This is a genomic window from Flavobacterium sp. SP2, assembly GCF_057626655.1.
In genome coordinates this window covers 524548-545724 of the sequence record NZ_JBVHBT010000002.1, presented here as the reverse complement: position 1 = coordinate 545724, position 21177 = coordinate 524548, and the positions used below count along the sequence as shown (strand labels likewise).

Genomic DNA, 21177 nt, shown 5'->3' with positions numbered 1-21177 from the left:
CAAAAATTAACATGAAATATAAGTTTCCTTAATCTTAAATTACAATTGAAAGAATCTGATATAAGTTCACATTAAATAAAAAAAGCCCAACATTACTGCTGAGCTTTCCTATGATATAAAAAAGTTTACCAAATTTTCACACGTTTATCTGCTGCCAAATAAAGCGAATCTGTTGGTTTGATTTTAAATGCTTCGTAAAATTCTGGAACGTTGCGTACAACACCATTAATTCTAAATTTAGCTGGCGAATGCGGATCGGAAGCAATTTGATTTCTGATTGCTTTTTCACGACTTTTATCTAACCAGACTTGTCCCCAACCTAAAAATACTCGTTGGATTCCGGTAAAACCATCCATGACTGGAGCGTCTTTTCCGTTTAGGCTTAGTTTGTATGCTTTTATTGCAATACTTAAGCCGCCTAAATCTCCAATATTTTCACCCAAAGTGAATTCTCCGTTAAGGTTTAAATCAGGAAATGCTTTGAAAGAAGTATATTGATCAACTAGAGCTTTGGTTTTTCCTTGAAAAGCAGTTAAATCTTGTGGTGTCCACCAATTTCTCATAACACCTTCACCATCAAAAGTACTTCCTTGATCGTCGAAACCATGACCAATTTCGTGACCGATTACTGCTCCAATTCCGCCATAATTTACAGCATCTTCTGCTTTTAAATTAAAGAAAGGCGGTTGCAAAATAGCTGCTGGAAATACAATTTCGTTTAAAGTTGGGTTGTAATAAGCGTTTACCGTTTGTGGTGTCATTCCCCATTCGGTTCTATCTACAGGTTTTCCTAGCTTGTTTAACATTCGATTGTATTCGAATTCAGTCGCTCTTTGTGCGTTTCCATACAAGTCGTTTTTGGCCACTTTTAGAGCAGAATAATCTCTCCATTTGTCTGGATATCCAATTTTAATCATGAATTTATCAACTTTGGCAAGCGCTTCTTTTTTGGTGTTTTCACTCATCCAATCAAGGTTTTTGATGCTTTCGGCATAGGCTTTTAAAAGGTTTTTTACCATTGTAGTCATGCGTTCTTTAGCTTCTGGTGAGAAATGTTTTTTCACGTATACTTTACCCACAATTTCTCCCAAGCCACCATTTACAGAGTTTACACCTCGTTTCCAATCTTCTTCTTGGGCTTCTGTTCCATAAAGTGTTTTTCCGTAGAAGTCAAAATTTTGTTTGTCTAATGCGGTAGTTAAATAACTTGCCGTGTTGTTTATCAAACTCCATTTTAGGTAGGTTTTCCAAGTGTCAATTGGCGTATTTTTGATTATGTTATTTAAGCTTTTGGTATATTCAACTTGCGAAATCACAATTGTTTTCTCTTTGTCGATACCTGCGTTTTTAAGCATAGCATTCCAATCGAAATCTGCCATTACTGTTTTTAAGTCGGCTACACTGTATTTGTTATATAGTTTTGCCGTGTTTCTGGTTTCCTCTTTTTTCATGTGGTTGGTTGCCAGCAAGGTTTCCAAAGCCATGATTTTATTAGCGCTTTCTGCTGCATTTGGAAGACCAACCAATTGCAACATTTTTTCAATATGAGCTACATATTTTGCACGGGTTTCTACCATTTTAGCATCGGTTTGCAAATAGTATTCTCTTTCAGGAAGACCTAATCCGCCTTGCCAAGTCATTAGCGTATATTGTTTTGGATTTTTAAAATCTTCGGTAACGGCTACTGAGAAAGGAATTGAAACACCTGTTCTATTAGATTTTCCGAAATAGGCTGCCAAATCAGAATAGTTTGCAATAGCATCAATATTTTTTAATTCTGGTTGAATCGGAGAAGTTCCTTTGGCATCACGATCTTTTCTGTTCATGAATGAGCTGTAATAATCACCAATTTTTTGTTCGTCGGAGCCTTCTGCAAAAGTTCCTTTGGAAGCCTCTTCGATGATTGCTTTTACATCTTTTTGAGATTGATCGTACAAAATATCGAAAGCACCATACGACGTTTTGTCGGCAGGAATTTTATTATTTTTTACCCAAGTTCCGTTTACATAGGCATCGAAGTTATCACCAGGATTTACGAGTGTATCCATATTTTTCTTGGTGATACCCGAAATTAATTCTTCTTTTTTATTGCATGATGCCATAAGCACAACTGCTGCAACAAGAGAAATTTTTAGGTTTTTCATGGTATAATGTTGTTGGTTACTATTGAAGTTGTATAATTCTATAACCAATTAGTGTACAATATTGAAAATTGTTACACTAGGTTTCAAATTATTCACACATAATATTTATACTGATATTTTTGAATTAAATAGTTAACTACTGAAATTGCATTAATAATTGAAAATCAGTTGAAGCGCTAATTTTGCAAGATTAATTTAGAATGTTATAATTTTTTTTAGTTTAACTATTTTAAATTTACAATACCTATTGTGTTCTTTCTTGTCACTTTTAAATGTATAACGTATGAAATCATTCCTTACCTTTTTGTGTCTAACAGTTTCCATTATGGTTGTAGCTTGTAAAGATAAAAACCAACAGCAAACGCCAAAAGTTGTTTTACAAGAAGGAAAATCTGTTGAAACAAAGTCACCCAATTCAGATTATCAACCAGCATTCTCTGGTCAAACGCGAATAAAAGCTGTCAAAACTAAAACCGTTTATGAAAGCAAGATTGTTACTGATGAATTGAAAAAACCTTGGGGAATTGCGCCATTTCCTGATGGTAGGTTGCTAGTAACTCAAAAGGCAGGAACTTTTAAAATTGTAGATAAAGTTGGTAAAGTAGGCGAAGATGTTACAGGATTGCCTGAAGTAAATGATTCTGGGCAAGGTGGACTTTTAGGAGTTACTATCGATCCTAACTTTGCTAAAAATCGAATGGTATATTGGACTTTTGCGAATGAAACCAAAGACGGAACTTTAACATCAGTTGCTAAAGGTCGCCTTTCAAACGATGAAACGACCATTGAAAATGCAAGAATTATTTACAATGCAACTCCGGCTTATGAAGGTGTTTTACATTATGGATCACGAATACTATTTGACAAAACAGGTAGTATTGTTTTCAGTACAGGTGAACGTTCAGATAAAGAAACAAGACCTCAAGCACAGTCGTTAAAATCATCTTTAGGTAAGATTATTAGGATCACAGTTGATGGTAAAGCAGCACAGGGAAATCCCTTTTTAGGAAAATCAAATGCAAAGCCTGAGTTGTATTCGTATGGTCATCGCAATGTTCAGGGCTTGGCGTTTCATCCAGTAACTGGAGCTTTATGGGAAAATGAATTTGGACCTCGTGGTGGCGATGAGTTGAATTTAATTATTGCAGGGAAAAATTATGGATGGCCAACTATTACTTACGGAATTGAGTATGATGGCGAAATAATTGGTGAAAGAAAAACCCAAATGAAAGGTATGGAACAGCCTATTTATTATTGGGATCCTGTGGTTTCTCCTAGCGGAATGACATTTTATAAAGGAAGTAAAATTCCGGAATGGCAAAATAATTTATTCATTGGCGGATTGAGTAGCCAGCATATTTTGAGATTGGTTATTGAGAATAATAAAGTTGTTGGTGAAGAGCGCTTATTAACTGATGTAGGAGAACGTTTTCGAGATGTACAGCAAGGAACAGATGGGGCCTTGTATGCAATTACTGATAGTGGAAAATTGTACCTGATAGATAGAAAATAAATAAAGAAGTTAAGCAGGAACGATTTATAAAAATTGAAAATATGATGACTGCAGAATTATTAAAATAAAAAAAAGTCTAACAAAATGTTAGACTTTAAAAAGCTCCCCCTACTGACTGATTCTCGAACCGCAATGCTTTGATTTTTCGTATATTAGCCTAAAAATCAACCCTTCTTGGACATCGAACCATCAAGGGTTTGATATTTTTGAATTTGAATTTTCGAATTGCTGCCGCGTCCAAATCTTTATAATTATAGCATAGAAAAACAAGATTTTTATTTGAAAAATCTTGCAAAATAAAATTAAAAACGAGTTATAATGCATACTACACTGGTGTAAATACTTGTTTTGCTTTGGGACTTCAAAAGCAACTTCTTCCACAAACTTTTATTGAATCAATTCCCAGTTCTACATCTCGCTTTATAATCATTAAAAAACGATAAAAAAAGCTTTTACCCAAACTTTCTTACAATTATTTTACTATATTTGATGGAAGGATTGTGATGTTTTTTCACAGTCTGACGTTTTAGCCAATTATGAAAAAACGAACTCAATCTACAAAATTTTCAATTTGCATATTGACAATGATTTCATTATTGTTGGGCTGCAAATCCGTTCTTTTATTACCAAGTGTAAAATACAATCAATATGAGTACGGGAAATCACTTAGTTATAATAAAGATACTTTAAAAATTACGTTGGATAATCCTTTGCATTGTCCACTTAGAGTATGGTTTTTTTCTTCTGACGAGCAGACTCAGATGGAATTCGATAGATTAACACCAATAACTCTAAACTCTTTGAGTGACACAGTTTTGACTTTTGTTAATATTCCTAGAAAAGTCGAACGAATTAGATTTAGCTCAAAATTAGGAGACATTTCTAAAAAAATTGATGTAATCGAACTTGATTTGCCATTTTCCACAAACAAAAAATATAAAATCATCCAAGAAAATAATACTAATTTCACGCATAATTCAGATTGGTCAAGATTTGCATTAGATTTTGACCTTAAAAAAAATGACACCATTTGCTCAGCAACAGATGGCTTTGTGGTTGGAGTTGTAGATAAATATAAACATTCTGGTACAGGATCAGAGTGGAAACAATACGGAAATTTTTTAACAATTTACGATCCAAAGTCTGGCATCTTTACTCAATATGTTCATTTAGTAGAAAATGGTAGTTTAGTAAAGATTGGGGAAAAAGTAACTCGTGGACAAAATATTGCCTTATCTGGTAATACGGGACAAAGTACTATAGAACATTTACATTTTAGTTCTCTTGTTCCTACAGATAATGAAGATGGACTAAAATCAGTACCTATTGAATTTGTTGATGGTATTAAGGGGATTAGCTTGAAAAAAGGAGATGAGCTAAAAAAATAAATGTATGGTGAGTATCGGGTTTTAACTATTAGGTTTGCAATTGCTATTTTGTTATTCGTGGAGAATAAACAGGTGTCTAAAACTCTAACTTTCTAAGTAAATTTGCAGTTTTGTTTTGGTTAGTGTTTGCAGCAGCAACTGGTGCAAACCAAATAATTTAGTGGCAATTTTGCAGAATGACAATTACCAAAATAGATTTGTAAAAAATGAAATATCAAATAATTAATCATTTGAAAAGGTATATTTTAAGCCTATTAATCTTTTTTTTAACAATATTTATAATAACGTTTTATATCAAAAACATTGGTGACAGAGAAAAATTAATTACAAATTTCCCAAAAATAGGTTTAAGAAATCAGTTTGGAGAGCTCAAAACAATTGACGATTACAAAGGAAAATTAATACTTGTTGATTTTTGGTTTTCAGGTTGTGAGCCATGTCTTGAAGAAATGAAATTTTATCCTGAATTATTAAAGAGACACAATGATTTAGTCATATTAAGCATAAGTGTTGATTCGCAAAAGATGACACAAAATTTATTAAAACAAAAAAGAAAGCCGTGGGACTTTTTAGAAGATAAAAAACTAATTTGGACATTTTATAATATTAATAATAAAAATCTTCAATCCTTTAATGTAACAGTGTTTCCAACCTATTTTTTAATAGATAAAAATGGTGCTTTAATAAGTTCGCCAAAAAGTGGTCTTTATGCGGTAGAAAATAAACTTGGTAACATCTTAACTGCTAAACTTTCTTTTGAAAAGCATTTTAATTCATATTCAAAAAAAGACATTGTTAAAATATTGCGTTTATTTACAATACTATACTTTTTGATTACTATATTTTATGCTTCAATAAAATATTTAAAACAAAAAAAATATAAAACCAGCCAATAAGGCGGTTTACAACAAGTTATTACTATGATATTTAAAAAAAATGCCAATTATCATACTTTTTTTGATAATAATCCAATATTTTTTGTTCCATTAAGATAATAGATTTCTTGAGATGATTATATTTACCTGTAACTTTATTCATTGTATACGCCTGAATACTGCATCAGCGGAACATGTAAAGACGAGAATATTAATATGAAAATCTTAGATCAATTTACAAATTTGCTTAAACTTTGGAGATTTATTCGATACTAAAAAATATTTTTTTATTGAATTATGCATTGCTAGTATTAAGAATTAGATTTCAGTTAAAACAATCTTGTTCACGGCTGGCAATATTAATATGGTTTATAATTAAGCTTTTATATTTAGGGTTATCAAAACCTTCTTTAAAAAAATCTTCTAAAGATATATTAACGCATTTAGTAGAGGGCGAAATGGTTCTAAATCTTTAATTACGATATCAGGTTTTGTGATTTCTATAGCATTATGAATATTTCTTTTTAACTCATTACCAAACAATTGTTTCTCATTACTACTATTATTATCGTTATTTGTTAATAGCTTCGTTAGTTTATTATGGTCAATTGAAGTATCGATATCAAGTACATTAATTCCATTTCTTTTTAGTTCTTCAGGATAATACGATGGTAGTAATTTTTTTTTAATATTTTTTAATATTTATATATATCTTTTTTCTAGTACGTATAAAGGTATCAACCTAGATGCTCCTGAACCAGCAGGATGTACAGTTAATATTTTCATTAATAAATTTCATTTATAATTTCATCAAAATCATCTATTTTTAAACCATCTACAAACTCATCTTGATAAATAGTTTTTAAAATATCTTTATATTTTTTTGCTAAAAGTATTTTATCATTTTCAATAATATACCAATTCTCGTCAAAATTTTTAGTTTCTGTTGCACCAAGAGATTTATAGATAGATTTAAAAATAACACTATGCTTTTTGTTTATATCTACTGAATTTTTATAACTAATATCTACAATGCTTTCGTATCTTTTTGGCTTAAAAACCAAACCTTTATTATTTTTTATAGAAGTTTGTGTATCAGAACTTTGCTCGTCATTTGGAGTTAAAGTAATTGAAATGCCTGAACTGGGAATTAGATTATTTTTTTCAGTTAGTTTTAGAAATAGATTTTTTGATATTTTATTGATAGTATTAATATATTTTTGAACAAGGAGTGAGTCGGATTCATTAAAACCATTAAGGTAAATAGAAACTTCTTTTGGATGTTTAAAAAACTCGTTGTTTATAAAACATGTATTTCTTATTTCCGCTAGTATTTCCTTCTTTAACTTTTCTTTAGTAATATATTTTTTTAATTTTGAATGTATATCAACATAATTCAATTTATTATTAAAGTCCTTTTCGAACTGTTCTAATTGATATCCTATTGGAAGTATTGGGTCATAAGCTAATTTCATAACTTCAATATCTAAACTCGTATATTTAAGAGGTGAATTTTTCCCTTGATAAAAAACACTATTGGGGTAAGAGAAGCTATCAGCACCAGCAACAGCTATTTGAGTCAACTCTTCTAATATCAGTGATTCTCTTTCTATAGAGTTAATTATTTTATCTAAAATAAAAATTTCGGCTTTATATATTATGTGTTTTTTGGAATAAACGTTTCCGAATCCATCAACAGTATTATCGATATTAATATTAGTAAAGTCTTTAATATTCCCAAAATTAATCAACACATTTGAGTCGTTTATATTTTCAACTAAAATAAATTTAATTGGAAGTCTCACTTCATTTATTTTTCCTATGCAATCCTTTACATATTTCACATCATTTATTAATGGATTTCCTTTAATAAATATTTTAACATTAGTATTCCATTTTCTTAAAGGAATCGATTTTTTTAAGCCTTCATCAAAAAAACCTATTTCATAAAAATAATTGAAAGCTTCTTTTGAATATTTTTTACTTACTTTTAAAACTTTTTCATTATCAATTCTGACGTTTTTTACTTGATCTTTGCAACTAATTAAAAAAAGCGACATATATAAAATTTGTAAATATTTCATTTCATTACATTTTTTTGATGTTAATAATTAGGTAAGATAAACTAGTTATCTTACCTAATTTAGAAAAGCGATTATTATTTCCCCTATTGACTAAATTTCGTACAGTAAGTGTTTGATTTTTATTAGTTGCCTTGCCCCCCTACTGACTGATTCTCGAACCGCAATCATTTGATTTTTTGTATATAAGCCTAAAAATCAACCCTTCTTGGACATCTAACCATCAAGGGTTTGATATTTTTTAATTCGAATTTTCGAATTGCCACCTCCCCCAAATTTATAATAAAAGTAGAGAAAAACAAGATTTCAATTTGATATATCTTGTAAAAAGAGAAATGAAAACGAATTATAATACCTACCACACTGGAGTTAAAACTTGTTTTGCTTTAGGACTCCAAGAGCAACTTTTGCCACAAACGTTCATAGAATCAATTCCAAATTCTACTTCTCATTATTGGAAAAGAGAGAACCCTGATAAATATTTGGCTTCCGATTATGTTTCACAAATAGAGGAAGGATTAGTTGATACCAAATTATTTCTTGATAGACGTCTTGCCTTGAGCAGAAAAGCTTTTGTTCAATTCGGTAAACTATATATAACTTTAATAACATTAATAGGGAAGGAGAGCCTAAGGAAGATTATCAAAGATAATAGAAATATTTTTGTTGATTTATTAGAAAACATAGGTGATGACTTTCCAATTGCTAAGCAAGACTTACTTCGTTTTTTAATGATTAAAAAGCAACAATATTCATTTTGGCTATCAGATAGAAAGTTTGCTTGTTCCAAATAACTAATTGGGCAATGCTTTAAGCGAAGACCTAAACAAATTTCGAATAAAGAAATCATTGTTTTAAAAAAATATATGAATAATTCCAACTTTAAGACTTGGTGTATTCGTTCTATTTGGGGTAAGGCTCTTCGAGATGGTGCTATTTCTATGGCGGAATCAACTTGGTATAAATATGCTAGAAAGCTTGGGTATTCAAAAGCTAGAAAACTAGAAAAGAAACCTCGCAAAAAAGGTTCTTTTAATTCATTACGCCCAAATGAAACTTGGCACATGGATATTTCTCAATACAAAACTTTGGATAATGTTATCTTTTACATCTACACCGTAGTTGATAATTTCTCAAGAAAAATAGTTGCTTGGGATATCTCCACAAAGAAATGTTCTAAAATCAGAACCGAGACTGTAAAGCGAGCTATCAAGAATGAATTTGATGTTACCATAGGCAAGCAATCCTTAGATCTTATCGTTGATGGCGGAACAGAAAACAATAATAAAACCATTCATGGATTTATTAAAAACTGCCGTGTGAATATCAACAAAAAGATTGCTCTAAAAGATGTAACTTTTTCTAATTCTATCGTTGAGGGACCATACAAGATTATGTAAAGCTATTGCTTTAGATCGAAAGAAATTCTCTCCACGACAATCTATGAAGAACTAAAATTCTTTATTGAAGATTACAACAACAACCGACCTTGCCACAAACATAAAATTTATACTCCAGAGGAAATTCATAAAAATCCTGAACTAGCCAATATCAAAATCGTACTAGATAAATCCAATAAACAAAGACTGGTAGAGAATCGCAATTACTGTTGCAAGTTATGTGCATAGACAACAGTCTAAAAAATTGAAAATATTCTTCATAACAATGTATAATTTTACTTTTTTTAAATCTCTACAATAAATCAATGAACGTTTATTTTGTAATTTAAGTTATATTCAAACAGAAATCACTGGTTTAGTTATTTTTTTAAACCATGTAGAAACACAATATTTCTACAAGGCATTATTCGAAAATTCGAATGTATTGATATAGAATAACTTGTATTCTATTTGTGTTATTTAATTCCCTTTATCATAACCACTTATATATAATCTAAAAAACTCTATTTTTTGACTTGGTCAATACAGGGAGCCACAAAACTTTTTACTCATCGCTAATTATTTTAAGGTTTAATAGGTGTAGCAATATTGTTCAGTTCTTTAACCAAGTCTTTACCTATAAATTGAAATTCTGTAGATATAACATCGGAACCTGCATGAATTCAAGTTTTCGTGATTAATTCTCCAGTACTTCTTAATGTGTACACCCCAGAATTACTAATTTCATACTGCATTACCTATTACTCTTCTTTTTTGTAAATTTGATAATAAATATATGGTACAAAATATAGACTAACAAATGTACCTATAATCATTCCTCCAATTAATGTGATTGCTAATGGTTTTTGCATTTCGTTACCTAAGCCGTCACCAAATAAAACAGGTAGTAAGGCTAATATAGTTGTTAATGAAGTAATTAAAATTGATTTCAATCTCATAGTCCCACCAATTTTAATTGCTTTCTTTAATTCAATTCCGCTATTTTTTAGTTCGTTTATGGTATGGATTTTTAAAATACTATCAGTAATTACAATACCACTCATTATTATTATTCCTATAATTGACATAATATTAATCGTTTCATTAAAAAGATATAGAAATAATAATGCACCACCTATATCTATAGGGATTTCTATTAATATTATTAGTGGTTGAATTAATGATTCAAATTGTGCGGCCATTATTAAATATAGCATTAATATCGATATTGTTAGGATTATTAGCATTTCACCTTTTAATTTATCTAATTCAAATATATTTCCTGTAAATTCAATTTTATAATTATTTTCAGTGTTTATTTTTTCTTTAGTTACTTCTAGTTTATTTTGAGGTATTGTAAACATTAATTTTGTACCCAATTTATCTCCAAAAATTGTTTTAAAATCATTATTGATTATGGTTTTTATCAGGTTTTTTAATGGTATTAATTCTAGATTGTCGTTTTTAACAAAGCTGTTATTTAAAATATTTTCAGCATTCGAATAGTTGTTTATTTTTATAGGAATAAATTTTTCAGACGTTTTTAAATTATCAATAGTATTCTGATTAAATAACGATTGGATAGTTTCTAATAAATTTGAATAAGAAACAGAATATAATTTAAGATTTTCAAAATTAACATCTATAATTATTTGATTTTGAAATGTTGCGATTGGTTTTCCATATTTTAAGGAAGATGCTATTTTTTCATGATCTGCAAAATTTATTTCTTTATTTGATTTATTGCTATAAAAATTTGCAACAAGATTTCTTTCATCTGAACCAAAAATATATTCAAATAAATTTTTCTGAGGACTAAATTTATAGATAGCATTTGGATATTTTTCTTTTAAAATACTATCTATTTTATTCTTTGTTTTATTTATGTTTTCAATGCTTTTTTCTGCAATGAAAATATTGGTTTCTGATAGACTTTTAGTTTGCTCCTTATTTAATAAATATTGAGTTTCTCCTATCTCAGAAAGAAATAAGTCAGAATCATTTTTATTTAACGATACTGTTCTCTCATAATTTTCTTTTAGTGTGATATTTTCATTCCAATCTATAAAGAGTTCAATTTCATTTTCACTAAATTTAGGGAGTTTTTCGTATGGAAGTTTTTGAATAAGAATGACACCAACGATTAAAAAAAAACCAACTATAGAAAAGTTTAAGGTCTTTTTATTAAAAAAATAATTATATCCTTTTTCATACCAATTTTCAATATTATTTAAGCTAAAAGGTAGTTTATAATTAATAGTTCTTTTTTTAATATAATAAAAGAGAACAGGTATTATAAATATTGAAACTATAAGAGATGCTGTTAAGCCAATGGTAACTGCAATTGCTTGGTCATAAAAAAGGGCTCCACTAATACCGCTTAAAAATACCAATGGAATAAATATACCGCACGCTGTTAATAATGAACTTATTAGCGGTGTAATGATTTCTTGAATCCCTTCGACACAAGATTCAAGAAGAGAATATTCATTTTTTAACTTTTGGGATATATTATCAATAACTATTACTGCATTATCAATCATATTTCCAACACCTAAAATTAGTCCTGAAAGGGAAATAACATTAATTGAAATTCCAAACCAATACATAAATAAAAAACTTAAAAGTAGAGATATAGGAATGCTAAGTCCAATAATTATTGGTGATTGTAAGTCTTCAATAAAAAGAAATAAAATTATTATCGCTAATAAAGAACCTATAATTAAACTTTGTAATAAATTATCTATTGATAGTTTTAGAAGTTTTGTTTGGTCTTTTATTGTTTTAAACTCTAATTGTGGATAATCTTTTTTAAATTGATTTATTGTTGTGTTTAATGACTCTTCAAGATTGTTTACTCTCGCATCAGCTTGTTTTATAATCGCTATGTTTATACATCTATCTTTATTGTAGAATGCAAAGCCTCTTTCTTGTTGGTTCTCGATGCTAACTTTGGCAATATCTTTTAATTGTAGTATTCTGTCATTCTTTTTTAAGTAGATATTTTTTAAATCTTCTATATTTTGTACTGGATTCGAAAATCGAAATTGATATTGATATATACCATTTTGAATTAATAAATTACCAAGTTCAAAATTATTTTCTTTAATAGTATTTATTATTTCTTGATGTGAAATCGATAAACTATTTGCTTTTTCTTCATCTATTTTAATGCTTATTTCGGGTTTTACTACGCCATTAATATCGGCTATTGCTATATCGGGTAATTGCTCAATTCTTCGTTTGATAATACTTTCTGTAAACTCACTAAGTTTTAAAAAATCAATTTTATCATTGTTTTTATTATATATCGATAAGTAAAGAAGTGGTATATCAGATGCTGCTGCTTTTATAACTTTTGGACGTTCAAGATCTTTCGGCAAAAAAAGTAATGCACCATCTATTTTTTCATTAGCTTCAATAAATGCATAATTAATATTAGTATTAAAGTCGAAAGTTAGTTTTATTACTGCAAGACCATCTCTAGATTCACTCTGAATATCTTTGATATTAGCAATTTGAAGTAGTTGATTTCTAAGAGGTTTTACTATAGCAGTTTCTATATTTTTTGCAGAACTATTGGGATATGATAATTGAATAGTTATTTCTGGGATAGCAATATCAGGCAACAACGAAGTTGGAATCTTAAAAATACTTATAGTACCTAAAATTATAAAGGCTAAAGCTGTCATAAAGACAGCAATTGGACGTTGTATAAGATACTTTATCATTATTTATTTCTGATAAAAGTTTTTTTTACTTTTGCATCGTGCGCCAAGTTTTGGTTACCAGAAATTATAATTGTATCTCCCATTCTTAATCCTTCGCTAACAGCATAATGTGAGCTATTTTCATCCACTATTTTTACATAATTCCATTTTGCAAAACCATTTTTTGTTGTAAACACAACTTCTTTATTAGAACGCAATACTAAAGCTTCTTTTGGTATAACAAGAATTTTCTCTGTAGTGTTGTTGATAATTACTTTAACATTCATTCCATCATATAGATTTTGTGTGTTAGAAGTTATTTTAGCTTTAACTCTCACAAATCCTTCTTTGCTTATAGCTGGGTTGACCTCAGTGATTTTAGCTTGGAATTCTTGAGTGCTATTTGTAAATGAAGTTAATGTAATATTTTGACCTCTTTTTGCAAAAGACATTTCGTTTTCTAGAATATTAAAAATTACTTCTAGATTATTTTGGCTTATTAGAGTACAAAAAATATCTGAAGATGAAATATAATTACCAAATTTACTATTTAAATTAGCAATAATTCCGGTAAATGGAGCTTTTAAAATAGTTTGGTTGTATAGTATTTCAGCATTTTCAACATTGTTTTTTGCTTCAAGAAATCCAGATTTGAATTGTATTGTTTTTAAAATATTTTTAGGAATTTCATTTTCATTTACTTGTCCATAACCAAAGTTTATTTGTTCTTCTATAAATTTATTTTTAGCCTTTTCAAAATCAATTTGTGCTTTACTAAGTAAATTTTTTAAAAGTGAATTCTCTAAATTAGCAATTATGGATCCTTTGCTAATTGTTTGTCCATTGTTTGCATAAACTTTTTCTAGTTGCTCATTTGTTTTAAAGCGCAATTCACTTCTATCATGAGCTTCAATTTTACCATTAGCTATAATTTGTTTATGAAAGCTGCTTTTGTCAAGAATAATGCAACTTACATTGATAATATTTGAGGTTGCTGCTGAATTATCTAAATCTTCCTTTTCTGTTTTTTTTGAACAAGAACATAATATTAAAAATATATATGTAATTGTAAAAATTTTTAAATTACTTTTCATTATGATGATTTACTTTAATCTTTGACAATACCTTTAATGTGTAGGTAAATAGGGCTAATATCACTATTTGAATAAATTGCAATAGGTTTGTTAAATGGACCAATTATACTTGTGTCATATTCAATACGTATACTATCAACTTGATTAGGCTTGATTGGTTTTTTATTCCAATCAGTAATTGTACAGCCACATTTAGTTTCAATGTTAGAAATTATTAAATCAGAATTTCCAGTGTTAGAAAATTTAAAAAAAACAATTCCAGGGTCATTTTTATTTATTATGCCAAAATCTTTCGTAATGTCATTAATTATTGATAATTCAGATTTTTTTGAAACAATAAAGTCAAAAAGATTGTTTTTTTTTGCCAGTAAGCCCAATGTAAATATAAATAGAGCCAAAAAAAGATATTTAACAATTTTTTTCATGTTTTATAAGTTATATTCTACGTATGGTTTATCGTCCAGTCCAGTAATTACGTAGAGCTTTTTTTGTTTTTCATCAACTGTAAAATATTCAACAGGAGTGTCCAATAGGTACCTAGTTACTGGATTTCCATTGTAATCAAAAACATGTATTTCCTTAGGCGTTTTTGAAACTTCATTTTTTACTCCTACATATGGAACATAAAAATAGTCTTTTCCAGCAAAAGGTCTTTTAAAATAAAAAATATTTTGTGGAGATGATAAATTAAATTTCTTTATTTCAGTTTCAGATTCTCCATACAAAATTGTAAATCTTTCATTGAGTTGATTGTCTAATATTTTTATTTTATTGTATCTTAGGTATGCTGCTATAAATTTGTTATTGTCTTTAGAAAAAGCCATGTAAGACCTGTCTAAATTTACCTTATCTTCAATAGGTAATTTTGATAAAAATTCACTATTGTTTACAATACCCAACTTTTTATAAGATTTTGGATTCTTTAATGATGATTTAAAATATTTAACATCTTTATTGTCTGTAGCTTCACCATAAACACTATCATTAATGAAATAGACATTGTCAGCATTAAAGATTTCGGGATTTAAATAAAATTTATTAATCTTTGAAGATTTTTGATTTCTTACTATAGAACTTAAATTTACTTCATGGATTAGACCATATCCAAACTCGTAAATCATTATGAATTCATCTTTTGAATTGCTTTTCTTGAAGGTTTGGCAATTACATTCTGGTTCATTAAATTCCTCTGGACCTTTGCCAATTAAACCATATTGTCCTATTTTATTTAATGTTTTTTTATTGTAAAAATGAAATCTTGGATTTTCTGTGTAATCGGTAACCATAATTATAGAATCAAAAACACAAATTGATGATGGCGTTAATTGATTAATTTTTTCAATTTTATTTGATTTTAAATTGGTTGTTTTTTGAAAGTCGTTAAGATTAACATGTATACTATTTTCTGCATTTTTGCAAGAAAAAAAAGTAATAGATAGTAAGATATAGATGTAGAATTTTTTCATAAAAAAAGATAATGCCTTACAACTTTTTTAATTAGTGAGTAAGGCAAGTTTGTATAAGTGATTATTTTTATCGGTTACAATGTGATTCCAGCTTAAATTCTGAACCTCTTTTTACTCTGCAATCTAAACACCAAGCTTTAAATTCTAAATCTGTTATTTTAAATTCATCATAACAGGTCACAGAAGTCCCTCCTCCTCCAGATCCAATTCCTCCACCATCTTTTACAGACATAGTAAGATAACCAACTGTAAAAAGGCTAAACATAAATATAGTTTTATATAAGATTTTTTTCATAATTTTATTTATTACATGTTCCACTGCCTTTAGCTCTAAAAGCTTTTTTTTGTACACAGTCACTACAGCGAAAAGCTAGGTAATCTCCTGCTGGATCAGCTATTAATTCATAACAAGTATGTGATGTAGATGCACCTCCTCCATCAAACTCTTTTAGAGAAAGTGTAATATAGCCAAGAATGAAAAGGCTTAGTGATAATAATGTTCTAAAAAATATTTTTTTCATAGCTTTGAATTAAGTTGTTTTACAAGTTGATTCATCATAATGACCACTGTTTCTTTTAGCTACACAGTTGTTGCAATTTACGTTGTAGTATTCGTTTCCAAGTTTAAAAGTATCATAGCAAGTGTGTGATGAGCTTCCAACTCCACCACTTCCAGGTGCTTCTCTCAATGACATTGTTGAAAAGCCCAATGCAAAAACACCAAAAATGCAAACAGACTTAAGAATTAATTTTTTCATAATTAAACGGTTTTAAAATTATTAGTGAGCTAATTAAAAAAAAAGAAATCAATTTTGCAAGAAAAATTTTATTTTTTTATTAAAATAGTAAAAGGGTTTAAAAAGATGTGCAATTTTTTAATGGTTTATAGTTAATTTAAATATATTTATAGAAATGCAAAGTATTGGAGATGAAATGATTAAATGGAAAATATTTTAAATACAGTAATTGTTAGAATTTCAGTTTTTGGTAAAACTTAATAAATTTAATTTAGTAATGCTTTGGAATTTAAAGTAAATGTTTACATGTTATTAAAAAATGCTTACTACTATATAATAAACGCTTTAACGTTATAGAGAAAGGTTTACTATTTTTTTGTAAATGCTTAATAGTTTACAATAAACTAGTAAACATTATTAATAAAAGTTTACTAATTTATGCTAGATCCTTATTAGTGTATAACAAATGCTTACTAGTTCAAAGCAAATGTTTGAGTATTATTAAAAAACGTTGACTAGTTTTAAGGAAACGTTTGAAATAGTCATTTATAGATATTTATAAAATATAAAATAAGTACTTTTTTATAAAAAAAAAGAGGTTTATAAGTTATAAAAATGTTAAAATAATGAGAAATATTTTTTACAAACCCGATTTTTCTATAATAGTAGTATAATTTTACAATTATAAAGAGATGGCAAGAAAAAAATTAAGTAGAGTGAGAGACCTAGAAAAAGGTGTCACTCGTTTAGCATTTGTAAAAAGTATTGATCCGGAAATCGATTTAGGCAATGGTATTACCGGTACCAATTATGAAACAGAAATTACTTTGTTGAGCACCAAATTGGCAAATTATAACAGCGCATGGAGTACTATTGATGATTTATATAACGAATGTATTGCTCAAATAGACGTTGTAAGAGATTGGAATGATAGAGTATTGACAGGGGTTGCAACTAAGTTTGGCAAAAATAGTTCGCAGTATGAAATGGCTGGAGGAGTAAAGAAAAGCGAACGCAAAAGAGCAAGTACTAAGCCAAATCCTTAAAAGACAAAATCCCAATTTGATTATTGGGATTTTTTTTAAACCCAAATTACGCATTAGACTTCGTTATGAAAGCTAAAAACGCAATAAAAATAAGTGCTCACGGACTTTTTTAAATTTTGGAATATATTAATATTTTAAGATTTAAAAAAAGAGTAAGTGCTTATTTTTGAAGTAGTTTTAGGTTGGAATAGATTTCTAATGCGTAATTTGGGTTTAATCCTAAGAAGTCGTTTAAACTTTCTTCAATTGGCTACAAAATGTCTTTCTGATTCATGTATTTCTTTTTATTACCCTGTAGTGCTATGCAGTAAAAAAGCCAAAATCTAGAAAAAAATCCTCATTTTTTTGCTTCAATCAAAAAAGTTTAAACGACTTCATGGTGCTAATTGAAAAAAAAAATGAACTTTGCAATAAAATAGTATTTTCTTTATGCAAAAATTAGTAATGCACTTATCGTCATTCAAGATCATCATTTTATTTAGTGTTTTGTCTGTTGTTGGGCTTATGTTGTTGCCACAACTTTCTGTTCAATTAAACCCAAGTGATGAACATGCTACTTTGACAGTTTCTTACGACTATTCTAGCGCATCGTCTTTCTCTGTAGAAAGCCAAGTAACGTCTGTTTTAGAATCTGGTTTTAGTGTGTTACAAGGTGTAAAAAAAATTATATCGAGTTCTGAAGAAGGCACTGGCACTATTATTTTGGAATTGGATAAAAATAATGATATAGATAACCTTAGGTTTGAAGTTGCTACCATTATTAGACAATTGTATAATAAATTGCCTAATGAAGTTAGTTATCCTATTATTAGTTTAAATAAACCAAATGAGGAGAAACAAAATAATGCTCTACTAATCTATACCATATTTGGAGATACTACACCAAGCGAAATTCAGGATTATGTTATGCAAAATTGTTCTCCAACTATAGTTGCAATTAATGGAGTAAGTACTGTTTCTGTCTATGGAGCAAATCAAAAAGAATGGTTTATTACCTACAATCCAGATAAGTTAAATCTTCTTAATATTTCAAAAAATGATATAATAGTTAGTTTACAAGAATGCTATAATTCTTCTGATTTAGGGGTTATTGAAGAAAATAATAGAATTTTGAATGTAACTTTGAATAATCCTAACACATTATTTAATGCACATATTCCTATCAAAAAAGTTAATGGAAAAATTATTTACTTAGATGATATTGCATCAGTAGTCCATAAAGAACAAGAGAGTCAAAATTATTTTCGTGTAAATGGAAAGAATGCAATAACTATGGCAGTTTATGCTGAGCAAAATGTAAATACAATTAAACTTGCTCAAGAAGTTGAATCATCGGTAATAAAAATGAGACAACAATTACCTAAAACCTTTAGTATTAATCAATCTTATAATGCCTCAGATTATTTATCGCAAGAATTAAATAAAATTTATAGTCGTTCTTTTTATACCATACTACTATTATTTCTGTTTGTTTTATTGGCTAGCAGAAGTTACAGATACGTGATGATTTTAATAGTTGGAATGACTACAACATTAGCTATTTCTTTAATCTTTTATTATCTTTTTAAAATAGAAATACAGTTATATTCTTTAGCAGGTGTAACAATTTCGCTCGGATTGATTATTGATAATACGATTATCATGATGGATCATTTGAGGAAAAATAATAATCTCAAAGTGTTTTTACCATTGTTGGCAGCAACATTAACAACAATTGGTGCTTTATCTGCTATTTATTTTTTAGATGAGAAATACAAACAAAACTTAATTGATTTTGCATGGGTTATAATTATTAACTTAGGAGTTTCATTGTTTACAGCTTTACTATTAATTCCTGCATTATTAAAACGTTTTCCTTTAAGAGTTGCTAAAGGAAAAAAAATTAAAAGCAATGATTTTTTAGTAATACTATATGAAAAGATATTGTTGTTTTTATTAAAGTATAAAAAACTAACAATTGTATCTATTATCCTTTTGTTTGGATTACCGATATTTATGTTGCCTGTTAAAGTAGAAGAGAATAAGTATTGGTATGAAAAATTATACAACTCCACGATTGGCAATGAATGGTTTATTGATAATTTAAGACCTTTTTGCGACACTTATCTTGGTGGTACTTTTAGATTGTTTTCAACTTATGTTTTTGAAAATGCTAATTATCAAAATGACAAAGAAACAAAATTGTATGTTTCTGCATTAATGGAAAAAGGTGCTACGGTTCATCAAATGAATACAGCCTTTATAGAGTTAGATAATTATTTAAATTCATTTACTCAAATTAAACAATTTACCACACATGTGCAAAGTGCAGATAGGGCTACAATTGAAATTGTATTTAAAAAGGAATTTGAAGATTCTGCTTTTCCTTATATACTAAAGTCACAATTGATAAGAAAAGTTCTTGATTTTGGTGGGATGGATTGGCAAATTTATGGCGTCGGAAATGGATTTAGGAATGGTGGCAGTGATAATGAACCAATAAACTTCAAGTTAAAAGCAATAGGTTATAATTATAACGTTCTATCCACTTGGGCTGATAGTTTAAGAATCCAATTAGAAAAACATCCTCGTGTTCAAAACGTTATTATTACTGACAATAGTTTTTATGGAAGAAAAAAATCATTTGAATATCAATTTAAATTTGATAAAGAGAAATTAGCGTTATATCAAACCAATTCATTTGATGCTTTTCAAAGTATAAATGATAAAGTAGTTTCAAAGTTTAGTGATTTGTATATTAATGTAAATGGTATTAATGAAGCTGTTAGGTTTGAAAGTACAAATGCTTCCAAGTTTGATTTATGGAATGTTAAAAATGATGTTTTATTAAAAGATTTAAGTTTTATAAATCTTAAAAGTATTGCTTTTATATCTAAAGAGCCAAGTGCTGAAAAGATAGATAAAGAAAATCAGGAATATGTTAGAATTATAGCATTTCAATATGCGGGTAATTTTAAATTTGGCAATGATTTTTTAGAAAAAAGCTTAAATGAATTAAAGCTAAAATTGCCTTTAGGCTATAAATTTGAGAAAGATGCTAATTTATGGGACTTTAATGATGAGAAAAAAAGTAACTACATTTATTTGTTGTTTTTAATTATAGTCTTAATATATTTTATTTGTTCTATTTTGTTTGAAAGTTTAACTCAGCCATTAATAATTTTAAGTGTTATACCTATATCTTTTATTGGTGTTTTTTTAGTGTTTTATTTATTTGCTTTTAATTTTGATCAAGGTGGTTTTGCAAGTTTTGTGTTGTTGTCTGGAATATCAGTAAATTCTTCAATTTTTTTGCTTAATGAATTTAATTATATCAAAAATAATAATAGAGAATTAAATGTGGTTCAAATATTTATTTTAGCTTACAAAAATAAAATTATTCCTATTGGAATGACCGTATTGTCTACTTTTTTAGGTTTTCTGCCTTTTGTAATTAATGGTCAAAATGAAGTGTTTTGGTTTGCTTTAGCAATTGGTTCGATGGGAGGATTATTCTTCACTTTACTAGCAATTACATTTTTTTTACCTATTTTTTGTATTAAAAAATAAAAATTATATAATAAGTCATAGCCAGTTCGAAAAAGGGTTTAATTTTGGTCAATTCTTTTTGTAATATTTTTTTATTCAAAATAAGAATTCCCTAGCTCCCCCTACTGACTGATTCTCGAACCGCAATCGTTTGATTTTTTGTATATTAGCCTAAAAATCAACCCTTCTTGGACATCGAACCATCAAGGGTTTGAT

Annotated in this window: 16 protein-coding genes; 7 read left to right on the top strand and 9 right to left on the bottom strand. The window is 28.3% G+C overall.

Going from position 1 to position 21177, the window contains the following annotated elements:
- Positions 1 to 125 precede the first annotated feature (125 nt).
- Positions 126 to 2144 (bottom strand): M13 family metallopeptidase, encoded by a 2019-nt coding sequence (locus ACZ098_RS06870; RefSeq protein ID WP_487311002.1) that lies wholly within the window; start codon positions 2142 to 2144, stop codon positions 126 to 128.
- 283 nt (positions 2145 to 2427) lie between these two features.
- Here ACZ098_RS06870 and ACZ098_RS06865 point away from each other — a divergent pair, with 283 nt between their 5' ends.
- The 3 genes from ACZ098_RS06865 (at position 2428) to ACZ098_RS06855 (ending at position 5941) form a co-directional block, all read left to right on the top strand.
- Complete coding sequence (locus ACZ098_RS06865) at positions 2428 to 3657, top strand: PQQ-dependent sugar dehydrogenase (RefSeq protein WP_487311001.1); 1230 nt, start codon at positions 2428 to 2430, stop codon at positions 3655 to 3657.
- A gap of 536 nt (positions 3658 to 4193) precedes the next feature.
- Positions 4194 to 5045 (top strand): M23 family metallopeptidase, encoded by an 852-nt coding sequence (locus tag ACZ098_RS06860; RefSeq protein WP_487311000.1) that lies wholly within the window; start codon positions 4194 to 4196, stop codon positions 5043 to 5045.
- A 206-nt stretch (positions 5046 to 5251) separates the two neighbouring features.
- Entirely contained in the window at positions 5252 to 5941 is a 690-nt protein-coding gene (locus tag ACZ098_RS06855) for a TlpA family protein disulfide reductase (protein WP_487310999.1), read from the top strand.
- Between the two features lie 764 nt (positions 5942 to 6705).
- Here the strand turns inward: ACZ098_RS06855 and ACZ098_RS06850 are convergent.
- Entirely contained in the window at positions 6706 to 8004 is a 1299-nt protein-coding gene (locus ACZ098_RS06850) for a DUF2927 domain-containing protein (RefSeq protein WP_487310998.1), read from the bottom strand.
- 332 nt (positions 8005 to 8336) lie between these two features.
- Here ACZ098_RS06850 and ACZ098_RS06845 point away from each other — a divergent pair, with 332 nt between their 5' ends.
- Together ACZ098_RS06845 and ACZ098_RS06840 are read left to right on the top strand one after the other, a co-directional pair.
- Positions 8337 to 8795: a hypothetical protein gene (locus ACZ098_RS06845; protein ID WP_487310997.1), complete on the top strand. Its 459-nt coding sequence runs from the start codon at positions 8337 to 8339 to the stop codon at positions 8793 to 8795.
- 72 nt (positions 8796 to 8867) lie between these two features.
- Complete coding sequence (locus ACZ098_RS06840; RefSeq protein ID WP_487310996.1) at positions 8868 to 9401, top strand: DDE-type integrase/transposase/recombinase; 534 nt, start codon at positions 8868 to 8870, stop codon at positions 9399 to 9401.
- Between the two features lie 740 nt (positions 9402 to 10141).
- On the opposite strand, the gene ACZ098_RS06835 is transcribed toward ACZ098_RS06840, so the two are convergent.
- The 7 genes from ACZ098_RS06835 to ACZ098_RS06805 form a co-directional block, all read right to left on the bottom strand.
- On the bottom strand, positions 10142 to 13111 hold the full coding sequence (locus ACZ098_RS06835; protein WP_487310995.1) for an efflux RND transporter permease subunit: 2970 nt from the start codon (positions 13109 to 13111) through the stop codon (positions 10142 to 10144).
- Complete coding sequence (locus ACZ098_RS06830; RefSeq protein ID WP_487310994.1) at positions 13111 to 14184, bottom strand: efflux RND transporter periplasmic adaptor subunit; 1074 nt, start codon at positions 14182 to 14184, stop codon at positions 13111 to 13113. Before ACZ098_RS06830 ends, ACZ098_RS06835 begins: the two co-directional genes overlap by 1 nt.
- A gap of 14 nt (positions 14185 to 14198) precedes the next feature.
- The gene (locus tag ACZ098_RS06825) at positions 14199 to 14609 is read right to left on the bottom strand and encodes a DUF1573 domain-containing protein (protein WP_487310993.1); all 411 of its coding nucleotides are present in this window, start codon (positions 14607 to 14609) and stop codon (positions 14199 to 14201) included.
- Between the two features lie 3 nt (positions 14610 to 14612).
- Positions 14613 to 15650: a BF3164 family lipoprotein gene (locus tag ACZ098_RS06820; protein ID WP_487310992.1), complete on the bottom strand. Its 1038-nt coding sequence runs from the start codon at positions 15648 to 15650 to the stop codon at positions 14613 to 14615.
- A 67-nt stretch (positions 15651 to 15717) separates the two neighbouring features.
- A complete protein-coding gene (locus ACZ098_RS06815) occupies positions 15718 to 15945 on the bottom strand; it encodes a hypothetical protein (RefSeq protein ID WP_487310991.1) in 228 nt (75 codons plus the stop codon).
- A 4-nt stretch (positions 15946 to 15949) separates the two neighbouring features.
- A complete protein-coding gene (locus tag ACZ098_RS06810; RefSeq protein WP_487310990.1) occupies positions 15950 to 16171 on the bottom strand; it encodes a hypothetical protein in 222 nt (73 codons plus the stop codon).
- 9 nt (positions 16172 to 16180) lie between these two features.
- Positions 16181 to 16408 (bottom strand): hypothetical protein, encoded by a 228-nt coding sequence (locus ACZ098_RS06805; RefSeq protein ID WP_487310989.1) that lies wholly within the window; start codon positions 16406 to 16408, stop codon positions 16181 to 16183.
- Between the two features lie 671 nt (positions 16409 to 17079).
- On the opposite strand from ACZ098_RS06805, the gene ACZ098_RS06800 reads away from it, so the two are divergent.
- Positions 17080 to 17433: a hypothetical protein gene (locus tag ACZ098_RS06800; protein WP_487310988.1), complete on the top strand. Its 354-nt coding sequence runs from the start codon at positions 17080 to 17082 to the stop codon at positions 17431 to 17433.
- Positions 17434 to 17862: 429 nt separating this feature from the next.
- Positions 17863 to 20982, top strand: coding sequence for an efflux RND transporter permease subunit (locus ACZ098_RS06795; RefSeq protein ID WP_487310987.1), 3120 nt, complete (start codon positions 17863 to 17865; stop codon positions 20980 to 20982).
- The last annotated feature ends 195 nt before the right edge of the window (positions 20983 to 21177 follow it).